The sequence below is a fragment of the Arthrobacter rhizosphaerae genome, from assembly GCF_023062595.1.
In the GTDB taxonomy this organism is placed as follows: domain Bacteria; phylum Actinomycetota; class Actinomycetes; order Actinomycetales; family Micrococcaceae; genus Arthrobacter; species Arthrobacter rhizosphaerae.
Genome location: NZ_JALLAN010000022.1, coordinates 15,521 through 34,984, shown reverse-complemented (window position 1 = coordinate 34,984; position 19,464 = coordinate 15,521). Strand labels below are relative to the sequence as shown.

The window sequence follows — 19,464 nt, the reverse complement described above, 5'->3', positions numbered from 1 at the left end:
TCAACCCTTGACGTACGGAATGCCGCTCGCAGCCGGTGGCCGCGAGCGGCCCACGAGCCCGGCCACCGCCAGCACTGTCACGAGGTACGGCAGCATTGCCATGAACTGGCTCGGCACGGGCGTACCGATGATGGTCACGATGCTTTGCAGGTTATCCGCAAAACCGAACAGCAATGCTGCGAAGAAGGCGCCGATGGGGTTCCAGCGTCCGAAGATCAGGGCTGCCAGGGCGATGAAGCCGCGTCCGCCGGAGATCTCCTTGGTGAAACTGTCGATGGCCACCAACGTGAAGAATGAGCCTCCGATGCCTGCAACCGCACCGCCCAGGGTGACATTCCAGAATCGGGTGGCATTGACCTTGATGCCCAAGGTGTCGGCCGCTTCGGGGTGTTCACCCACCGCACGGACCCGGAGGCCCCACTTCGTTTTGAACAGCCCGATCCACACCACGATCACCGCAATGTACATGAGGTAGCCCACCACGGATTGCCTGAAGAGGATCGGCCCGATCAGGGGAATGCTGGAAAGTACGGGGATGTCCACAATAGGCAGCCTGTCCGGCGAATTGAACTGCTCCGGGTCTGCCTGCATCACAGTGCTGAACATGAATCCGGTCAGGCCGGACACCAGGACGTTGAGAACCACGCCCACAATGATCTGGTTGACAAGGTATTTGATGCTGAACAGGGCGAGAACCACTGAGACGAGGGCGCCGGCTACGGCCGCAGCCAGAAGTCCGACAAAGGGGTTCTTGGTAATGCTTGCCACGATGGCGGCGGTGAAGGCTCCGCCGAGCAGCTGGCCCTCGATGGCGATGTTCACCACACCCACCCGCTCGCATAAGACGCCTGACAGGGAGCCGAAGACCAGGGGGACGGCCAGTGTCACCGACCCCGCGATAAGGCCGGCGAGGGAAATGTTGGGGGTGCGGGCACCTCCCACCAGCCAGATCAGGAAGGCCACGACAAACACGACGATGAACGCAATAGGCAGCCAGCGCGGAACGTGCTGGCTCTTCGTCTTGAGATACACGGCATAGCCGGCCAGGCCGAGCAGGACCACGGACAGCACAATGCCCGCAAGGAACGCCGGGACTTCGATGACTGGCAACTGGAAGAAGTCGCCCGCTGAGGAGATCCCGAACTTTGCTGTCTGGTTGGGACCCATGAGCCCGAAGAAGACGAAGGCAACAAGGCCAAGTGCAGCCAGAAGGATAGGTATTTTCCAGGTAACCGGCTTGGCTGATGAGCCTTGGATGCGGGTAGAGCCCGGCTGAGGGGTCCCGGGCCTGGGTGCCGTGGTTGTTGTGCTCATGCTGCACCTCCGGTGATGGCTGCCGCTGTGGACTTGCCGGCGGTAGCCGTTTTCTTCCGCCTCGGGTTGAGCCCGAAGAGGGCCCGCACAAGCGGCGGGGCTGCGATGAAGAGGACGATGAGCGACTGGACCACCAGGACAATGTCGATAGGTGTTCCGGTCTGGATCTGCATCTGGACGGCGCCGGCGCGGAAGGCGCCGAACAGCAGGCCGGCGGCGAACGTCCCCCACGGCGTCGAACGTCCCAACAGCGCCACTGTTATGGCGTCAAAACCGTAGGTGGCAGCGACCCCGTCCGTGAGAACCTTTTCGGTTCCCGCCACCTGGGCTACGCCGGACATGCCAGCCAAGGCCCCTGCGAGCGCCATCACCAGGATGGTGGCACGCGGAACGTTGATTCCAGCCGTCAGCGCGGCCTTGGGGTTGGCGCCCACGGCCCGGAACTCGAAGCCAATCGTGGAGCGGTTGAGGAGCCACCACACCAGTACCGTGGCGGCGATGGCCAGGATGAATCCGAGGTGGAGCCGGTACTGGGTTCCGAGTATCTGCGGGTAAACCGCGGTGGGATCCAGGATCGGGGAAATAGGGTTGGTCTCCCCCGGACGCTGGAACGCGGGAGTGTTCAGCAGGTAGCGCAGGAAGTAGAGGGCGATGTAGTTGAACATGATGGTCAGAATCACCTCATGCGCACCGGTACGTGCTTTGAGGTAACCCACCAGGCCGCCCCAGATGGCACCGCCGATGACGCCCGCCGCGAGGACCAGCAGGAGATGCAGCCCCAACGGCAGGTGAAGCGCAAAGCCGACCCAGGCTGCGAGGATACCTGCCATGATGATCTGGCCCTGCGCACCTATGTTGAACAGGCCGGCACGGAAAGCCAGCGCCACACCCAGGCCTGCCGTGATCAGCGGCGTTGCGATGGTGAGGGTCTCCATGAACGGGGCGAACTGGGCGGCAGCTGTGTTCCCCCGCGGGTTGAACACTGACCCTTGGAACAAGGCCACATAGGAACCTGTGGCCGCATTCCATACCGCCAGGAGGAAATCAGTGGGCCGCGCAAAAAGGTAGGTGGCCGTGGCTCCCACCCGCTCGTCAGTACTGGCGATGAGCAAACCGCCCAGGACCAACGCCAGGAGAACGGCCAGCAGGGAAACCATGCCGCTGCCGGTGAAAATCTTACGGAGCAGGGTGTCCGGCCCGCCAGGCAGCGTCCCACTCTGGGCAGAAACGGGCACCGCTGACGGGCCCATTGCACCGCCGGCCGTGTCCAGCGATACGGCAGCCGCAGTATCTTCAGCCGGGGCAGGAGCATCGGCGGCGTTGGTGGCGTTCCCGGAATCGTCGGTGCCTGATGATTTGGCTGTTTTCTTCGAATGATTGTCTGCCACGTGTTTGTGTTTCTCAGTCATGATCGCCTCCTTCGGCGCGGGAGGTGGAGGGTTCAGGGGATGGTCCATCATCCAGTGATCCATCATGGTGGGCACGGTCGGCGTGGGCTGCGTCATCGGGAGACAGACCTGCCATCATGAGGCCAAGGACGTCCCTGCTGGTGCCGGCTGGAACAATCCCCACCAGCTTGCCTTTGTAGAGCACTGCGATCCGATCCGCCAGTTCCATGACCTCATCCAGTTCAGTGGACACGATCATTACCGGAGTGCCGTTGTCACGTTCGGCGACGATTCGCCGGTGCAGGAACTCAATGGAGCCTACGTCCACGCCGCGGGTTGGCTGGGATGCGATGAAAAGGCGGAGCGGACGCGACAGTTCGCGCGCCATCACCACCTTCTGCTGGTTGCCGCCGGACAGAGTGCCGGCGGCCAGCGACCCGGATGGCGTGCGGATATCAAACTCACCAATCCTGGACGTGGCGTTTTCCAGGACTTTGGCAGGGCTCATGCCGATTCCCTTGGCGAAGGGAGACTGATCGTAGAGGTCCAGTACCAGGTTCTCGGCGATGGAGAAGGTGCCGATCAGTCCGTCCACTTTCCGGTCCTCGGGAACGAATCCAACGCCTGCCTGCAGCACTTCCTTCACGCTGCGGCCAAGGAGTTCCTTGCCGTCGAGCAGGATGGATCCGTGGACCCGTTCCTGCAGGCCAAGAATCGCCTCGGTGAGTTCCGTTTGGCCGTTTCCCTGGACGCCGGCCACCGCCAGGATTTCTCCCCTGGCGATGTCGAAGCTGATTCCGTCCACCACGTGCTGCCCGCTGGGGGCAATCACGGTGAGGTCCTTGACCTCGAAGGTGGTTTCCTGGGGACGGGCAGGTTCTTTATCAAGTGTCAGGCTCACGGAGCGGCCCACCATCATGGAGGCCAGTTCAGTGGTTGAGGCTCCGGGAGCAGCGGTGCCCACCACCTTGCCGCGCCGGATCACCGTAATGGTGTCGGAGACTGCCTTCACCTCCCGGAGCTTATGCGAGATGAAGACGATGGAAGTTCCGCCGCTTTTCAGCTGGCGCATGATGTCAAGGAGCTCGTCGGTGTCCTGCGGCGTGAGCACCGCCGTCGGCTCATCAAGGATGAGGACCTTTGCGTCGCGGACCAGGGCCTTGATGATTTCGACGCGCTGCTGGACGCCCACGGGGAGGTCTTCCACGAGGGCGTCGGGATCGACGTCGAACCCGTAGCGGTCAGAGATTTCCTTGATCTTCCGGCGGGTATCGTCCAGGTTGAGGAAGCCGCCGGCTTTCGTGGCTTCAGCGCCCAGTGCGACGTTTTCGGCAACTGTGAAAACAGGCACCAGCATAAAATGCTGGTGCACCATGCCAATGCCGGCTGCCATGGCGTCTCCCGGCCCGCGGAAGGTGACCGGTTTGCCGTCGATGAGGATTTCGCCGTCGGTGGGCTCGTACAAGCCGTAGAGGACGTTCATCAGGGTGGACTTGCCGGCGCCGTTCTCGCCCAACAGGCAGTGAATCTGGCCGGGTTCAACAACCACATCAATGTGATCGTTGGCTAGCAGGGAGCCAAAGCGTTTGGTAATCCCCTTGAGTTCAAGTTTCAAAACTCTGACCAATCTCGAAGCGTCCGGCGCATCTATCCGGACGGGATATGTGGCTGCAGCATCAGCCTAGTACCTGCCGCTGCGGGCAGAGCCAGGCCATGCACAACGGAAAAAGGAGAATGCCAACGAAAAGCGCCACCGCCCGTCCAGTAACAACTGTCCGGGTGGCGGCGCCTTGCATTGGGATCAGGGCGTTGGGGATCAGACCTTGGGGCTGGCGGCGGACTCCACCTTCAGCTTGCCGTCCACAATGTCCTTCTTGATCTGTTCCAGCTCCGTCTTGAGCTCAGCCGGTACGGCCGATTCCAGGTCGTGGAAGGGAGCAAGCAGGACCCCGTTGTTAGCCAGGGTACCGACGTACGGGGTGTTGGAGAACTTGCCGTCCTTGTCTTCCTTCACCACGTTCTCGACGGCGTCGCCCATCTCCTTCATCACGGAGGTCAGCATGATGTCCTTGTACTCAGGAGCCGTGAGGAAGCCGTCAGAGTCAACCCAGATGAGTTTGACGTCCTTGCCTGCGGCCTTGGCTTCCTTCAGAGCAGCAGCAGAACCCTTACCGACCGGACCGGCAACGGGCATGACGATGTCCGCACCCTGATCCAGGAAGTTCTGGGTAAGCTGCTTGCCCTTGTCCTGCTTTTCGAAGTCACCGGTAAAGCTGCCGTCCTGGGCAGCCTTGTCCCAGCCAAGGACCTTGACGTCCTTGCCCTTCTGTTCGTTGTAGTACTTCACGCCGTCGGCGTAGCCGTCCATGAAGATGGTGACCGTGGGGATCTTGATACCGCCGAAGGTGGCAACTGTTCCAGTCTTGGTGGTTGCGGCAGCAAGGTACCCGGCCATGAAGGCGGCCTGAGAAGTGTCATAGCGGATCGGCTTGACGTTGCTGATGGCGGGGTCGTGTGCGAAGTCGACGATAGCGAAGTGGCTGTCCGGGTTGGCGGTGGCGATCTTCTTCGTGGCATCGCCGAGGAGGAATCCGACCGTGACGGTGAGGTCGCAGCCTGCCGTGACCATGGCGTTAAGGTTCGGCTCGAAGTCACTGTTGGTCTTCGATTCAACCTGGTTGACCTTAATGCCGAGGTCCGCTTGGGCCTTCTTCAAGCCCTCATAGGAGGACTGGTTGAACGACTGGTCATCGAATCCACCGGAGTCTGACACGATGCAGCCGGCGTAATCGCTGGCCGTGGCAATCGGGCCCCCCGCCTCAGGGGGAGCCCCGCAAGCCGTCAGCAGGAGAGCGGCCGCACCTGCGGTGGCGACGCCAACCATGGAACCGCGCTTGACGGTTGCACGCAGTGAGTTCTTCAATGTTCCTCCAGGAAAAAAGAGATAGGCGCTACGACGGTTCAATGAGTGTCCGTTTCTAATGCTCCACACTGAAATTCTGTTTTCACTGATGGGTTCGCAGCACTGCGCCGTAGCGCACTGATATAAGCAACTTTAGTGTCCTGGAACACGTCCTGGCGCACGCTGGAAGCCATATCGGCATATTGTTGAGAACTTGTTACCTACGGGTAGGCACGGGTGCAAGTCACATGACGGCAGGCTCTGGAAACCGGCCGGGGCACCTACATGCGAACCAGCATTTTCCCTGTGTTTGCACCATCGAGGAGGTCCATAAATGCCTGCGGCGCGTTCTCAAGGCCGTCGACGACCGTCTCGTCATACCGGATTGTCCCATCGGCCAGCCAGCGGGACATCCTGGAAGCAAATTCCGCTGCATGCTGCCGCTGGCCACCTACCAGGAATCCCCTCAACGTGAGCTGCTTCCCGATGGCCAGCATCAGGTTGTGCGGGGCGGGCGTTGGCTCGGTGGCGTTGTACTGGGCAATCGCACCGCACATCGCCACCCGCCCGCCGACGTTCAGCACGGACAATGCAGCCTCAAGGTGTTCGCCGCCCACGTTGTCGAAGTACACGTCGATCCCCGCCTCGCCGGCCGCTTCCTTCAGCTGATCCTTCACAGGGCCGTCGTGGTAGTTGAAAGCCGCGTCGAAACCAAGTTCAAGCAGTCTGTCCACTTTCTCCTGCGAGCCAGCAGAACCGATGACGCGGGACGCGCCCATTGCTTTGGCTATCTGGCCAACCAAGGAGCCCACTGCCCCGGCTGCTCCGGAAACGAAAACGGCGTCGCCCTCCTTGAACTCCGCCACCTTCAACAGGCCGGCGTAAGCCGTTAAGCCGGTCATGCCGAGGGCACCAAGGAAGGCGGAGGCGGGCGCAAGATCCGTGCTGGCAACGGTGGTGGAGCCCGCATCAGCAACAGAGTGTTCACGCCAGCCCAGTGAATGCACGACGACGTCCCCCACCTTCCGGTCCGGGGACCGGGACGCGATGACCTCACCTATTGCGCCGCCGTCGAGCGCTTCCCCTACGCCAAAAGGTGCAGAGTAGGACTTGACGTCATTCATCCGGCCACGCATGTAGGGATCCACCGAGATGAAAAGGTTCCGTACGAGTACCTGGCCGTCTTCCAATTCCGGGATGGCGGCTTCTGCGAGACGGAAGTTCTCCGGCACGGGACGGCCTGTGGGCCGGGATGCCAGCTCGATGACACGGGTGGTTGTGATGGTTTCCTGGTTCACGGTTTCGTGGCTCATGCGGCCACCTCCAGGATCTTGATGTCTACATTGATGTTTCCGCGCGTGGCGTTGGAATACGGGCAGATCTGATGGGCTTTCGCCACCAGCTCCTCCGCGGTTGCGAGGTCCAGGGCGGGAAGGGCGATTTCGAGTTCGGCGGCCAGGCCATAGCCGGGGCCGTCCTCCAGCGCGCCGATGTGAATCCTTGCCGCGACGGCCGAATCGGTCAGGTCTGCGCGGTATTTACGGCCAACAGTGCGCAGCGCCGAGTGGAAGCATGCGGCGTAGCCGGCCGCGAACAGTTGCTCAGGGTTGGTCCCCTGGCCGTCGCCTCCGAGCTCTACGGGGGCGGCCAGAGTAACGTCGAGCTTTCCGTCCTTGCTGCGGGCGCTGCCTTCGCGGCCTTCGCCCGAAGCCAGCGCTTCTGCAGTGTAAAGAGTCTTCATGTGGTACCCGATCTGTTGTGGGTGGTTAATTCTCAGAGGTGACCGTGGAGGGCGGAGGTCAGCTTGTCCAGGGTTGCGCGCAGCTGTTCCAGCTCGGCAGCGGAAAGCCTGGCGGCGTCCGCAAGGTGCTGCGGAATCCCCGCGGCCTTGGCGCTCAGGCTCCTGCCGGCGTCGGTCAGTGAAATCTCCATCCGGCGCTCGTCCACTGCCGAGCGGCGGCGTTCCACCAGCTCAAGCGACTCGAGCCGTTTCAGAAGTGGTGAAAGTGTTCCCGAATCCAGCCCGAGCTCCTCCCCCAGTTCCCGGACGCTCCGCGGCTCGTTCTCCCACAGCACCAGCATCACGAGGTACTGCGGGTAAGTGAGCCCCAGCTCCTCCAGGATGGGCCGGTAAACCGCAGTGGCCGCTTTCGATGCCGAGTAAAGGGCGAAGCACAGCTGGCGGTTGAGTCTGGGAGCATCGGTCATGCTGTAACGGTAGCCCACAATTAGATTGTGCACAACTCAATTACACAAAGAACCACCCACAGAAGCACCTAAGGAAAGTGACTAGAGGTCGCGGATGGTCCGGAGCGCTGCAGCCGTGAGCACCTGAATGCCGTAGCCCAGGGCACGTTCGTCCAGGATGTAGTCTCCGCGGTGGAGATCGTATTCTTCGCCACCGGGAGTCTTGGTCCCCAGCCGCATCATGGCGCCCGGGCGCTCGGCCAGGAACCAGGCGAAGTCCTCGCCACCCATTGACTGCGGGGTGAGGACAACCGCGCCTTCGCCGATTTCAGCGCGGGCGGCGGCTTCGATCAGGGCCGTTTCGTGTTCGGAGTTGACCACTGGCGGGACCCCACGGGTGTGCTCGAGGTGGACCTCAACCCCATAGGGAGCGGCAATCTCGTGGACGATCTCATCCAGGAGTTCGCCGGCGCTCTTCCACGCGTCTCGATCCAGGCAGCGCATGGTGCCCGCCATGAAGCCGTTTGCCGGAATGGCATTGGGCGCGGAGCCTGCTGAAATCTGGCCCCAGACAACTGAAACGCCGCTACGCACATCAACGCGCCGGGACAGGACCGCAGGCACGTTGACGGCGATCTGCGAGAGGGCAAACACGAGGTCTTCGGTGAGGTGCGGGCGGGAAGTGTGCCCGCCCCTGCCACTAAGGGTGATCTTGATGGTGTCCGAAGCTGACGTGATGGCGCCGATCCGGGTACCGATCTTGCCGACGTCGATCCGGGGATCACAATGAAGCGCAAGGATGCGGGGCACGCCGTCGAGCACGCCCTGCTCGATGCATGAGTGGGCACCTCCCGGCATGGTCTCCTCGGCGGGCTGGAAGACGATGCGGACAGAACCACGCAGCGGCGACTCCAGGTGCATCCGGTGCAGCACAAGAGCAATACCGAGCATGGTGGTGGTGTGGACGTCATGGCCGCAGGCGTGCGTGACGCCGTGGTTCTTGGAGGCAAACGGGAGGCCCGTTTCCTCAATGATCGGCAATGCGTCGATGTCACCGCGCAGGGCCGTCGCAATGGGCCCGTCGCCGACATCCACGGTGAGCCCCGTGCCCTCAAGCCTGCGGGGTGTGAGCCCTGCTGCTTCGAGCCGTGCCACGAGCTTGTCAGTGGTGCGGAACTCCTTGAACGACAGTTCGGGGTGCGCATGGAGGTCGCGCCGGAATTCGATCAGTTCCGGCAGGAGGGATTCCAGCCATGGCCCCACCAGGTCGGTGGGCTCAGCTTCAGTAGTGTAATTGCGCACGCAATAACTCTAGCGAGCGTACAAAGAATAGCGGCATCGCCGTCGCCCCGTTACGGTTTCAGCCGCATTCCAGGCCCCGACGCCGTCAGAGGACGTCGGTGTCGCCGCTCGCCTTGAGGGCGTCAACAGCAGCCTTGACACGCTGCGAGTGCTCCTTAGTGGTCACCAGCAGGGCATCGGGAGTGTCCACGATGACCACATCCTTGATACCGATCAGGGCAATGACGCGCTTGGTATCCGAGACCACCACACCGGAGGCGTTCTCCGTGAACACCCGGGCGCCTTCGCCGAGCACGGTGACATCGCGTACTTCCTTGGCGCTGTTCAGCCTTCCCACCGAGGCGAAGTCTCCGACGTCGTCCCAGCGGAAAAGACCAGGCACGACGGCGACGTCCCCCGCCGCGGCTGCAGGTTCAGCCACCGCATAGTCGATGGCAATCTTCGGCAGTGTTGGCCAGACGCGGGCGGTGACTTCATCGCGGTCCGGACCATCCCAGGCCTGGGCGATTTCCAGCAGGCCCTTGAAAAGTTCGGGCTGGTTGGCTTCGAGGTGCTTCAGCATGAGGGCGACCGGCGCGACGAACATGCCGGCATTCCAGACGTACTCACCGCTGTCCACATATTCCTGGGCCACTTCTTCGCTCGGCTTTTCCACAAACTCCACAACTGCCTGCGCGCTCGGTGCCGAAGGGATAGCGAGGTTGCGTCCGGAGCGGATGTAGCCGAAGCCGGTGGAGGGGTGGGTCGGCTTGATACCGATCGTGACGATCTTGCCGGCGGCTGCAGTGTGGATCGCCTCGCGGACGGTGTCCTGGAAGAGGTTGTCAGGGCTGATGACATGGTCCGCGGCGAAGGATCCCATGATGGTGTCCGGATCGCGCTGGTGCAGGATGGCGGCGGCAAGGCCAATGGCGGCGCCAGAATCCTTGGGTTCGCTTTCGAGCACGAGGTCGCTGTCCTGCAGTTCGGGCAGCTGGCTGCAAACAGCCGTGCGGTGCGCCGTTCCGGTCACCACCAGGACCTGCTTGCCGGCCAGAGGCTCAAGGCGGTCATAGGTGGCACGGAGCAGTGTGCTGCCTGATCCCGTGAGGTCATGGAGGAATTTCGGGGCTGCTGCCCGTGACAGGGGCCAAAGGCGGGTCCCCACTCCGCCGGCCGGAATCACCGCAATAAAACGGTCCAACGGTGAATTCTGGTTTGTCACATTGTCGTCTCTCATCACGGCCTACTTTAGCGGAAGCGCCTCAGGGCGGCTCCCGCACCCGGCCCGTGAGCCTGCGCAAGCACGTCATGATGTGGCATTTGTCTCACCATTTCCTGAAATCCGCGCTGTTACTGGCCACCAAGGAGGGCCTAAATTGAATAAGCTGTGAGCGAAGCCTAGATTTAGGCCCGAGCTACGAGTGCTCTCGCAGCAGGCGTTCCCCCCGCGTGGATCCCACGCCAGCGCCGCTGTGTTGCAGGGAGGTTTATTCAGTGCCGACAAAACCAGCTGGCACCTTGTACCGCGGCCGTGAAGGCATGTGGTCCTGGGTAGGACACCGTATTACCGGTGTAGTGATCTTTTTCTTCTTGTTGGTCCATGTCCTGGACACCTCACTGGTGCGCGTGTCCCCCGAGGCCTACAACCACGTGATCGCTGCCTACAAGAACCCGCTGATGGCCCTGGGTGAAACGGGCCTCGTCGCAGCAATTGTTTTCCACGCCTTCAACGGCCTGCGGATCATCGCCGTCGACTTCTGGAAGAAGGGCGCCAAGTACCAGCGCCAGATGCTGTGGACTGTCCTGGCTCTCTGGGTTGTCACCATGGTGGCCTTCTCCATCCGCCACCTTTCCCTCGCCTTCGGAGGTCACTAAGCCATGAGTGCAACTGAGATCCAGAGCCCGCGCAGCGGCCAGATCAGTGGCAAGCCTGCTGCCGGTGTCATTGCTCCCCAATACCGCCGGACAGGCGGCTCCCGCGGCAACTTCGAAATGTTCGCCTGGCTTTTCATGCGGCTCTCCGGCGTTGTCCTTGTTGTCCTGATCTTTGGGCACCTCTTCGTCAACCTGCTCGTGGGCGAAGGCATTAAGGCAGTTGACTTCGGTTTCGTGGCGGGCAAGTGGGCGGATCCGTTCTGGCAGGTGTGGGACCTTGCCATGCTGTGGCTGGCCATGCTGCACGGCACCAACGGCGTGCGCACCATCATCAATGACTACGCCGAAAAGGACTCCACCCGCTTCTGGCTGAAGATGGTCCTCTACGCCGCCACCACCGTCATCATCATCCTGGGCACCCTGGTGATCTTTACGTTCAACCCGTGCCCCATGATCGACGGCGTCCCGCTGCAAGGTGGCTTCTGCCCCGCAGTCTAGGGGCCGCCCTACTGCCTGCATTGGCGCGGGCAGTGGTTTCACGTTTCAGGTTTTACGGCGCAGGCTCCGCCCGCCCGCGCTTTTATAGCGAATTTTGAGAGAAAGAGCGTCTGGTATGCAGGTCCATAAGTACGACGTCGTTATCGTCGGTGCCGGTGGTGCTGGCATGCGCGCAGCGATCGAATCCGGTCAGCGTGCGCGAACAGCAGTATTGACCAAGCTCTACCCCACCCGCTCGCACACCGGTGCCGCGCAGGGTGGCATGTGTGCGGCGTTGGCCAATGTCGAGGAAGACAACTGGGAGTGGCACACCTTCGACACCATTAAGGGCGGCGACTACCTGGTTGACCAGGATGCCGCCGAGGTTATGGCCAAGGAAGCAATCGACGCCGTTCTGGACCTGGAGAAGATGGGCCTGCCGTTCAACCGCACCCCTGAGGGCCGGATTGACCAGCGCAGGTTCGGTGGCCACACCCGCGATCACGGCAAGGCTCCCGTCCGCCGGGCATGCTACGCAGCAGACCGCACAGGCCACATGATCCTTCAGACCCTGTACCAAAACTGTGTCAAGCACAACGTTGAGTTCTACAACGAGTACTACGTCCTTGACCTCCTGACCGTCGAAGAGGACGCCGTCCGTGAGGATGGCACGCCGTACAAGCAGAAGCGAGTCGCCGGCGTCGTCTCTTACGACCTCGCCTCCGGTGAATTGCACGTATTCCAGGCCAAGTCCGTGGTGTTCGCCTCCGGCGGCGCCGGCAAGGTCTTCAAGACCACCTCCAACGCCCACACCCTTACCGGTGACGGCATGGGCATCGCCTTCCGCCGCGGCATCCCGCTGGAGGACATGGAGTTCTTCCAGTTCCACCCGACAGGCCTCGCAGGCCTCGGCATCCTCCTTTCCGAGGCTGCCCGCGGCGAAGGCGCCATCCTTCGTAACTCCGAGGGTGAGCGTTTCATGGAGCGTTATGCTCCCACCATCAAGGACCTGGCCCCGCGTGACATTGTGGCCCGCTCCATGGCCAACGAGGTCCGGGAAGGCCGCGGTTGCGGTCCGAACAAGGACTATGTGCTCCTCGACCTGACGCACCTTGAGCCGGCGCACATTGACGCCAAGCTGCCGGACATCACCGAGTTCGCCCGCACCTACCTCGGTGTGGAGCCCTACACCGAACCGGTTCCTGTTTTCCCGACAGCGCACTATGCCATGGGCGGCATCCCCACCAACATCACTACGGAGGTCCTGCAGGACAACGACACCGTAGTTCCCGGCCTCTACGCCGCAGGCGAGGTTGCCTGCGTGTCGGTGCACGGGTCCAACCGCCTCGGCACCAACTCCCTGTTGGATATCAACGTCTTCGGCAAGCGTGCCGGCATCGCCGCTGCGGAATATGCCAAGACAGCAGACTTCGTTGAGCTCCCGGAGGACCCGGAAGCGTACACGATCGAGCTGCTGAACATCGCCCGCAACGGGAACGGTGACGAGAAGGTGGCTGTGATCCGCAAGGAGCTGCAGGACACCATGGACGCCAACATGCAGGTGTTCCGGACAGCCGATACGTTGAACCAGGTTCTGCGGGACATCGCGTCCTTCGAGGAGCGGTACAAGCGCATCAGCGTGCAGGACAAGGGCAAGCGGTTCAACCTGGATCTCCTGGAGGCCGTAGAGCTTGGCTTCCTGTTGGAACTCGCCAAGGTCATGACCGTGGCAGCCCTGCACCGGGAAGAATCCCGCGGCGGTCACTTCCGCGAGGACTTCCCCGAGCGTGACGACGACAAATTCATGAAGCATTCCATGGCGTACAAGGACGAGCACGCACCTGCGGACGGTACCGGTTCCGCAGAGGCAATCGCCGGCATCAGGCTTGGCACCAAGCCCGTTGTCTTCACGCGCTACGAGCCGATGGTGAGGAAGTACTAAGATGTCCGCTGAACTTGCTGAGCCAGCCTCCAAGATCGAACTGCCCGCACACGTTGGAGGCGGCGGAGAGATCCCCACATTCGACGTCACCATGCGCGTGCGCCGCTACAACCCCGAGGTTTCTGCTGAGGCTACCTGGGATGACTTCAGGGTCACCATGTACGGCACCGACCGTGTGCTGGACGCCTTGCACAAGATCAAATGGGAAATCGACGGCAGTGTTTCTTTCCGCCGCTCCTGCGCCCACGGTGTTTGCGGCTCCGATGCCATGCGCATCAACGGCCGCAACCGCCTTGCGTGCAAAACCCTCCTGAAGGACCTGGACACGTCCAAGCCCATCACGGTGGAACCCATCAAGGGCCTCCCGGTGGAGAAGGACCTCATCGTGGACATGGAACCGTTCTTCCAGTCCTTCCGTGAGGTCATGCCGTTCCTCATCAACAGAGGACACGAACCCACCAAGGAACGCCTGCAGTCCGCCGAAGACCGCGAGCGGTTCGACGACACCACCAAGTGCATTCTTTGCGCCGCGTGCACGTCCTCGTGCCCCGTCTTCTGGACCGACGGCCAGTACTTCGGCCCCGCTGCCATCGTGAACGCCCACCGCTTCATCTTCGATTCACGCGACGACGCCGGAGATATGCGCCTGGAGATCCTCAATGACAAGGAAGGTGTGTGGCGCTGCCGCACCACCTTCAACTGTTCCGAGGCATGCCCCCGCGGAATCCAGGTGACGCAGGCAATCGCTGAGGTCAAGCAGGCCATCCTGTCCCGCAAGATCTGACGCTTTTAGCACCAAGGTCTACTAACAAGGCTCAATAGCGACGGCGCCCTCACCCCAAGCGGTGGGCCGGCGCCGTCGTCGTTTCGGCAGAACTGAAAGGCAAAGCGATGTCACGGTCGGAGAAAATCAGCTTCGAGGGAACAACCGGCGAGATCCTCTCGGGGATTCTCGACGTTCCCGAGGGCCCGGTTAAGGGGTGGGGTGTGTTCTCGCACGGGTTCACGCTCGGCAAGGACAGCCCTTCTGCCTCGAGGATGTGCAAAGCCCTGGCGGACAACGGGGTGGGAATGCTCCGCTTCGACAATCTTGGCCTGGGCGATTCAGCCGGGTTGTGGTCTGAAGGATCCTTCAGCCACAAGGTGGCTGACACGGTCCGGGCTGCCGAATTTATGCGCGCCCAGGGAAAAACCATCTCGATCCTGGTGGGGCACTCCTTCGGCGGTGCCGCAGTGCTGGCCGCGGCCCAGCACATTCCGGAGCTCGACGCCGTCGCTACTGTCGCGGCGCCGTTCTCGCCGAAGCATGTTGCCCACGTCTTTGACGCAGCCCTGGACAAGATCCTCAGCGAAGGCAGCGCCGAGGTGGACCTCGGCGGCAAACGGGTGGAAATCCGCCGGCACTTCGTGGAGGATCTTGAAAACGCCGATCTCACCGACTGCATCAAGCGCCTGCACAAGCCGCTGATGGTCCTCCACTCCCCCACTGACAACACAGTGGGCATCGAAAACGCCAGCACTATCTTCCAGACGGCACGGCATCCACGCAGCTTCGTCTCCTTGGAAGGCAGCGACCACCTGCTCACAGGCAAGGGGCAGGCGGCACGAGCCGGCAGGATTATTTCGGCTTGGGCCGATCAGTACCTCGACGCCGGGCGATAGCCTCCAGCGCGCGCTCCGGATCGACCGGTGTTTTGCCAGGCTGTACCTGCCGGGGACCCCAGCCGGTTATGGTTCCGGTGGGCGCCCTTTTGAGGTCTTCCTCCCGTACCTTGGACCAGGCCGCGGCCATCAGATACACCTGGCTAACCAGGTTGAACCAAATCAACAATCCAATGATGATCGCGAACGGCGCCAGAATTGGGTTCCGGCTGGCGCTTGCCAGCAACTCGGTACTGAAGATCTGCAGGACGCCGGTTCCCACCGCCGCGATGATGGTTCCCTCCAGCAGCGCCCGGCGTGACAGCCGCAAGCCGCCTGCCAATCGGAACATGATCACTGCCGTCACCCAGGCCAGGACCAGTGGCACGCCGATCTTAATGGATGTGGTCAAAGGCCAGGACAGCAGCGCATCGAGCCGGAATTGCTCTGTCAACCAGCCGGCCGCAGTGCCGAAGACCAGGGACGCACCGGCGCTGAGAACCAGTGCAGCGCCGAGCAGCAGGAGTATCCCTGCCTCTTTGAGTTTGAGGAGCACAGGATTCATTGTCAGCGGAGGCAGCTCATGGACTATGCGCAAGCCGCCGCGCATCCCCTCTATCCAGCGGAGGGACGTCACTACAGTTACTACGGCGGCGATAACGGCTGTCCAGCCCAACCCGTCAGGGTTCAGGAGTTCTTCCGGCGCCACCAGGCCTTCCCTGCCATCTGTTTTCAGCAGTCCTGGGGCGGCCGCCGAGACACTGCTGACGATTCTGTCCAGGAGTGCCGGCTGGCCCCGCAGCAGCAGGCCTGCAATGGAGAAGCCGGTAGTGAGAAGACCCGTGATGGAAAAGAACATGTTGAAGCCGATGCCGGCGCTAAGAAGCGGTCCGCGCTGAAGGTTGTACTGCTGCATGGCCCGGACGGGGCGAAGGGCGTTGAGCCGGGCCACCAGCCACTGGACCATCGCCGTCAAGGATTTGAGGCGGCCGCCGCCGGCACGACGGGTTTTGCCCCACTCGAGCTTCCTGCGGATTATTTCCAGCTGCAGCTGGGCCAAGTTGGTGGGCAGTGGACGGTCAGCGGGCAGGGGCCGGTCAGCGGGACCGCGCTGAGCTGTCCGCCCCTCGGGGGTAGTCAGTTTCGATACCAAAATCCAACTCTTCCCGTAGCTGCCATATGCCGTTGGTGTCGTGCTCGTAGAGTCCCATGCTAACCACAGGAAAGGTGGCCCTGTAGTCCTTCAACACCGTTTCGGCCTCGTCCAGGCTCTCGGGAGCAACATCGTGGGCGATGGTCACATGAGGGTGGTAGGCAAAAGGAAGGTCACGCTCAAGGGGGCCGGTCTGCAGCCTTTCGTGCAGATCCACACACGAGCCGAAGCCGTCCTCTACGTTGAGGAAGACGACAGGAGAGACGGGGCGGAATGACCCGGTTCCCGCGATGCTTATGGTGAACGGTTCCTGGTTCCTGGCCACTTCGCGGACATGGCTCAGCGTCGCTTCCCAGTCATCCGTCAATGTGGTGGTGATCAGGGTGATATGGGCAGGGACCACATCAGCCATCGGGTCGCCAAACGATGCCCGCCACTGCTGCAGTTCCAGTGCGATGTCCGGCGGAAAGCCCAGGATGACCCCAACGCTCATGCCTTCCCTCTGCACATCAAGATCTCGTTGCGCGTTCTTTCGTGTCACAGCGCCATCAGCTGGCTTTCCCGCGCCACGTCCTGTGGTGTTGGAGACTTGGTGTGATGTGACTTTACTCGCAGCGGACATCGGGTTAGCGGACTCCTTTGGCTCCGGCGTACGGCAGGAAACCCACCTTGGTGTAAACATCCTGCAGGGTGGCACCCGCGATGGCCCGTGCCTTGTCTGCCCCCTGGGCCAGCAGGCGATCGAGTTCAGCCGGGTCCCCCAGCAACTGGTTGGCGCGCTCCCTGATGGGTGAAAGGTGCTCGGTGACAACCTCGGCCAGGTCAACCTTCAGATGGCCGTACATTTTTCCTTGGTAGGCCTCAATTAGGGCCTCCACGCTCTGGCCCGTGATCGAGGAGTAGATGGTCAGGAGGTTTGACACGCCGGGCTTGGTTTCCCGGTCAAACCGGACCTCGGTTTCGGCATCCGTGACTGCCGACTTGATCCGTTTGGCAATGAGCTTGGGCTCGTCCAGGAGGTTGATGAGCCCGGCCGGGGACTCAGCTGACTTGGACATCTTGGCGGTGGGGTTCTGGAGGTCGTAGATCTTTGCCGAGGCCTTCTGGATGAAGGGCTCAGGCACCGTGAACGTTTCGCCGAAGCGGGTGTTGAAGCGGTTGGCGAGGTCACGGCTGAGTTCCACGTGCTGGCGCTGGTCCTCTCCTACCGGGACGCCATGCGGCTGATAGAGGAGGATGTCCGCCGCCTGCAGAACGGGGTAGGTAAACAGGCCCACGTTGGCCTGGTCCGAGCCGTGCCGCAGCGACTTGTCCTTGAACTGCGTCATGCGCGAAGCCTCACCGAAGCCCGTGATGCAATTCAGTACCCAGGCAAGCTGGGCATGCTCCGGCACCTGGGACTGGACGAACAGCGTGCACTTGTCCACATCGACACCGCCGGCAATGTACTGCGCGGCCGTAATGCGGGTCCGCCGGGCGAGTTCCGCGGGGTCGTATGGGATGGTGATGGCATGCAGGTCCGGAATGAAGAACACGGCGTCGTATTCATCCTGCATCCGGACCCAGTTGACCAGCGCGCCAAGGTAGTTGCCCAGGTGCAGGGAATCAGCCGAAGGCTGCATGCCGGAAAGGATGCGGTGCCGCGCCGCCGTTTTCCGCTGACCGTCCGCAGAGGGCAAGGGCTGGGCGGAGGCTGCGGGGTTGGTCACGGTGGAAGGAGAGGTCATTCGGAAAAGCCTTAAGGGTTAGAGCCGGTAGTCCACTACCAGCGGTGCATGGTCGGAGAAGCGGGTGTCCCATGACGAGGCCCTGTCCACAACCGCCGAAAATGCTGAGGCGGCGAGGCCGGGAGTAGCCATGTGGTAGTCGATGCGCCAGCCTGTGTCCGTATCGAAGGCCTTACCTCGCTGCGACCACCAGGTGTAGGGGCCATCAACATTTCCTGCCAAGCCCCTGTGGACATCCCTCCATCCGATTTCATCACCGAAAAAACGATCAAAGTAAGCGCGCTCCTCAGGCAGGAAGCCGGCACGCTTTACGTTGCCCTTCCAGTTCCTGATGTCCAGTTCGGTGTGCCCGACGTTGAGGTCGCCCACCACCAGGGCATGGTCACTGTGCTTGGCCAGCTCCGGTAGGCGGGTGCTCATGACGTCCAGAAACCGGAACTTGTCGTCCTGTTTTGGTGTGCCGGCCTCGCCGGAGTGGACGTAGGCACTTGCGACGGTAAGCTGAGCCGTTTTTCCGGCCGTATCAGTGACATAGAAGTCCGCCTCAACCCAGCGGCCGGTGGTGGCGAAGTAATCGTCCCCGATACCTGAGCGCGTTCCCACAGGCTCCGAGCGGGAAGCGATCGCGACGCCGGCACGGCCTTTGGCCTCGGCTTCAACGTGCAGAATGTGCCAGCCCTCGCCCAGGAGTTCCCGCACGACGGAGTCCGGCGCCCGGACTTCCTGGAGGCAAAGGATGTCGACCTCGCGGGGCTCCAGCCAGGCGGACATGCCCTTCTTGTAGGCAGCACGTAGTCCGTTGACGTTTACTGATGCGATGCGAAGGTAATCCTTCTTCAATGCCGAGCTCACCCGCACTACTCTAGTCGATGATGGTTCCGCTGACCGGCTGGTCATTACCGCCCGAGGACTTGATCATGTCCCTCGCATTGGTGGCGGTGATCTCGATGGTCTCCAAAGCCCGGGCAATGGTGTCCTGGTTCCCGGCCGCACCCTTTTCCCGTTCCTTCTCCACCACACGCACCTGGACCTGGACGATCTTGAAGGAGTGATCCAGCTTCAGGTCCCGCACCTCATCGGCGTTGCTGCGCTCGGCTACCAGACGGGTACCACCGCGGCCGGAGCCCGACGGGGAAGGCGCCAGCCCGGCGGCGGAATTGAAGGCGTTCTGCGCCTCAGTAAGCTTTGCTCCCGCTTTCTTGGCAGCCCTTTGGATGCTGAGCACCACGAAGGCCGCCAAGGCGAGCCAGAAAAACGCGATGATGGCGATGACCCACCCCACGACGTCGTTCTGGTTTGCAGCAAAAATGACAGCCACCACGAAGGCGATGATGAAAACCGCCATCCCAAGCCCGCTGATGCGGAACATATTGAACCCGCGCCTGGCGGGTTTGGAGTTGCCTGATTGAGAGGGGGACGCGGGATTGCCCAGAGATCGCATACACCAAGTATGGCAAATGCAACAGTGGCTCCATGCCCGCTTCCACCGCGGGCGAACGGCAGGTCATTCCCAAGTAGGTAGCAGCAGGTGCTGTTTTGGCGCCTGATAACAACACCTACTGCCACACAGTTGG

19 protein-coding genes are annotated in these 19,464 nt (G+C 62.0%); 5 read left to right on the top strand and 14 right to left on the bottom strand.

What is annotated here, in order from left to right; all coding sequences use genetic code 11:
• The 9 genes from MU551_RS21470 to MU551_RS21430 form a co-directional block, all read right to left on the bottom strand.
• Complete coding sequence (locus MU551_RS21470; protein WP_247048587.1) at window positions 1-1,314, bottom strand: ABC transporter permease; 1,314 nt, start codon at window positions 1,312-1,314, stop codon at window positions 1-3.
• A complete protein-coding gene (locus MU551_RS21465; protein WP_247048586.1) occupies window positions 1,311-2,723 on the bottom strand; it encodes an ABC transporter permease in 1,413 nt (470 codons plus the stop codon). Before MU551_RS21465 ends, MU551_RS21470 begins: the two co-directional genes overlap by 4 nt.
• A complete protein-coding gene (locus tag MU551_RS21460; RefSeq protein WP_247048585.1) occupies window positions 2,716-4,317 on the bottom strand; it encodes an ABC transporter ATP-binding protein in 1,602 nt (533 codons plus the stop codon). The genes MU551_RS21465 and MU551_RS21460 overlap by 8 nt, the downstream gene beginning before the upstream one ends.
• A gap of 201 nt (window positions 4,318-4,518) precedes the next feature.
• Window positions 4,519-5,625 carry a BMP family lipoprotein gene (locus MU551_RS21455; RefSeq protein WP_443629956.1) on the bottom strand — a complete coding sequence of 369 codons (1,107 nt, stop codon included), beginning with the start codon at window positions 5,623-5,625 and terminating at the stop codon, window positions 4,519-4,521.
• 260 nt (window positions 5,626-5,885) lie between these two features.
• Window positions 5,886-6,917, bottom strand: a complete 1,032-nt coding sequence (locus MU551_RS21450; protein ID WP_247048584.1) for an NADP-dependent oxidoreductase — start codon at window positions 6,915-6,917, stop codon at window positions 5,886-5,888.
• On the bottom strand, window positions 6,914-7,345 hold the full coding sequence (locus MU551_RS21445) for an organic hydroperoxide resistance protein (RefSeq protein WP_247048583.1): 432 nt from the start codon (window positions 7,343-7,345) through the stop codon (window positions 6,914-6,916). Before MU551_RS21445 ends, MU551_RS21450 begins: the two co-directional genes overlap by 4 nt.
• A gap of 32 nt (window positions 7,346-7,377) precedes the next feature.
• Window positions 7,378-7,812, bottom strand: a complete 435-nt coding sequence (locus tag MU551_RS21440) for a MarR family winged helix-turn-helix transcriptional regulator (protein ID WP_247048582.1) — start codon at window positions 7,810-7,812, stop codon at window positions 7,378-7,380.
• A gap of 81 nt (window positions 7,813-7,893) precedes the next feature.
• Window positions 7,894-9,093: an amidohydrolase gene (locus MU551_RS21435; RefSeq protein WP_247048581.1), complete on the bottom strand. Its 1,200-nt coding sequence runs from the start codon at window positions 9,091-9,093 to the stop codon at window positions 7,894-7,896.
• An 85-nt stretch (window positions 9,094-9,178) separates the two neighbouring features.
• On the bottom strand, window positions 9,179-10,312 hold the full coding sequence (locus tag MU551_RS21430; protein WP_247048580.1) for a mannose-1-phosphate guanylyltransferase: 1,134 nt from the start codon (window positions 10,310-10,312) through the stop codon (window positions 9,179-9,181).
• 257 nt (window positions 10,313-10,569) lie between these two features.
• On the opposite strand from MU551_RS21430, the gene sdhC reads away from it, so the two are divergent.
• The 5 genes from sdhC (at window position 10,570) to MU551_RS21405 (ending at window position 15,031) form a co-directional block, all read left to right on the top strand.
• Window positions 10,570-10,950, top strand: coding sequence for a succinate dehydrogenase, cytochrome b556 subunit (gene sdhC / locus MU551_RS21425; RefSeq protein WP_247048579.1), 381 nt, complete (start codon window positions 10,570-10,572; stop codon window positions 10,948-10,950).
• Window positions 10,951-10,953: 3 nt separating this feature from the next.
• Window positions 10,954-11,448: a succinate dehydrogenase hydrophobic membrane anchor subunit gene (locus MU551_RS21420; RefSeq protein ID WP_247048578.1), complete on the top strand. Its 495-nt coding sequence runs from the start codon at window positions 10,954-10,956 to the stop codon at window positions 11,446-11,448.
• A 115-nt stretch (window positions 11,449-11,563) separates the two neighbouring features.
• Window positions 11,564-13,369 (top strand): succinate dehydrogenase flavoprotein subunit, encoded by a 1,806-nt coding sequence (gene sdhA, locus MU551_RS21415; protein ID WP_247048577.1) that lies wholly within the window; start codon window positions 11,564-11,566, stop codon window positions 13,367-13,369.
• Window position 13,370: 1 nt separating this feature from the next.
• Window positions 13,371-14,153, top strand: a complete 783-nt coding sequence (locus tag MU551_RS21410) for a succinate dehydrogenase iron-sulfur subunit (RefSeq protein ID WP_247048576.1) — start codon at window positions 13,371-13,373, stop codon at window positions 14,151-14,153.
• Window positions 14,154-14,260: 107 nt separating this feature from the next.
• Window positions 14,261-15,031 carry an alpha/beta hydrolase family protein gene (locus MU551_RS21405; protein WP_247048575.1) on the top strand — a complete coding sequence of 257 codons (771 nt, stop codon included), beginning with the start codon at window positions 14,261-14,263 and terminating at the stop codon, window positions 15,029-15,031.
• Here the strand turns inward: MU551_RS21405 and MU551_RS21400 are convergent.
• Genes MU551_RS21400 through MU551_RS21380 form a run of 5 tightly spaced genes read right to left on the bottom strand, consistent with a single transcriptional unit; the run spans window position 14,988 to window position 19,331 of the window.
• Window positions 14,988-16,163, bottom strand: coding sequence for a YihY/virulence factor BrkB family protein (locus MU551_RS21400; RefSeq protein WP_372489910.1), 1,176 nt, complete (start codon window positions 16,161-16,163; stop codon window positions 14,988-14,990). The genes MU551_RS21405 and MU551_RS21400 overlap by 44 nt on opposite strands.
• Window positions 16,108-16,785 (bottom strand): 2'-5' RNA ligase family protein, encoded by a 678-nt coding sequence (locus tag MU551_RS21395; RefSeq protein WP_372489909.1) that lies wholly within the window; start codon window positions 16,783-16,785, stop codon window positions 16,108-16,110. The genes MU551_RS21400 and MU551_RS21395 overlap by 56 nt, the downstream gene beginning before the upstream one ends.
• 4 nt (window positions 16,786-16,789) lie before the next feature.
• A complete protein-coding gene (trpS, locus tag MU551_RS21390) occupies window positions 16,790-17,890 on the bottom strand; it encodes a tryptophan--tRNA ligase (RefSeq protein ID WP_281507387.1) in 1,101 nt (366 codons plus the stop codon).
• 18 nt (window positions 17,891-17,908) lie between these two features.
• The gene (locus tag MU551_RS21385; protein WP_247048573.1) at window positions 17,909-18,742 is read right to left on the bottom strand and encodes an exodeoxyribonuclease III; all 834 of its coding nucleotides are present in this window, start codon (window positions 18,740-18,742) and stop codon (window positions 17,909-17,911) included.
• A 10-nt stretch (window positions 18,743-18,752) separates the two neighbouring features.
• Window positions 18,753-19,331 carry a succinate dehydrogenase/fumarate reductase transmembrane subunit gene (locus MU551_RS21380; RefSeq protein WP_247048572.1) on the bottom strand — a complete coding sequence of 193 codons (579 nt, stop codon included), beginning with the start codon at window positions 19,329-19,331 and terminating at the stop codon, window positions 18,753-18,755.
• Window positions 19,332-19,464 lie beyond the last annotated feature (133 nt).

What these genes read in the sequence shown, in the direction of transcription:
- MU551_RS21470 (WP_247048587.1), bottom strand. Translation starts at nt 1,314, where the DNA reads ATGAGCACAACAACCACGGCACCCAGGCCCGGGACCCCTCAGCCGGGC.
- MU551_RS21465 (WP_247048586.1), bottom strand. Translation starts at nt 2,723, where the DNA reads ATGACTGAGAAACACAAACACGTGGCAGACAATCATTCGAAGAAAACA.
- MU551_RS21450 (WP_247048584.1), bottom strand. Translation starts at nt 6,917, where the DNA reads ATGAGCCACGAAACCGTGAACCAGGAAACCATCACAACCACCCGTGTC.
- MU551_RS21445 (WP_247048583.1), bottom strand. Translation starts at nt 7,345, where the DNA reads ATGAAGACTCTTTACACTGCAGAAGCGCTGGCTTCGGGCGAAGGCCGC.
- MU551_RS21440 (WP_247048582.1), bottom strand. Translation starts at nt 7,812, where the DNA reads ATGACCGATGCTCCCAGACTCAACCGCCAGCTGTGCTTCGCCCTTTAC.
- MU551_RS21430 (WP_247048580.1), bottom strand. Translation starts at nt 10,312, where the DNA reads ATGAGAGACGACAATGTGACAAACCAGAATTCACCGTTGGACCGTTTT.
- MU551_RS21420 (WP_247048578.1), top strand. Translation starts at nt 10,954, where the DNA reads ATGAGTGCAACTGAGATCCAGAGCCCGCGCAGCGGCCAGATCAGTGGC.
- sdhA (WP_247048577.1), top strand. Translation starts at nt 11,564, where the DNA reads ATGCAGGTCCATAAGTACGACGTCGTTATCGTCGGTGCCGGTGGTGCT.
- MU551_RS21410 (WP_247048576.1), top strand. Translation starts at nt 13,371, where the DNA reads ATGTCCGCTGAACTTGCTGAGCCAGCCTCCAAGATCGAACTGCCCGCA.
- MU551_RS21405 (WP_247048575.1), top strand. Translation starts at nt 14,261, where the DNA reads ATGTCACGGTCGGAGAAAATCAGCTTCGAGGGAACAACCGGCGAGATC.
- MU551_RS21395 (WP_372489909.1), bottom strand. Translation starts at nt 16,785, where the DNA reads ATGTCCGCTGCGAGTAAAGTCACATCACACCAAGTCTCCAACACCACA.
- trpS (WP_281507387.1), bottom strand. Translation starts at nt 17,890, where the DNA reads ATGACCTCTCCTTCCACCGTGACCAACCCCGCAGCCTCCGCCCAGCCC.
- MU551_RS21380 (WP_247048572.1), bottom strand. Translation starts at nt 19,331, where the DNA reads ATGCGATCTCTGGGCAATCCCGCGTCCCCCTCTCAATCAGGCAACTCC.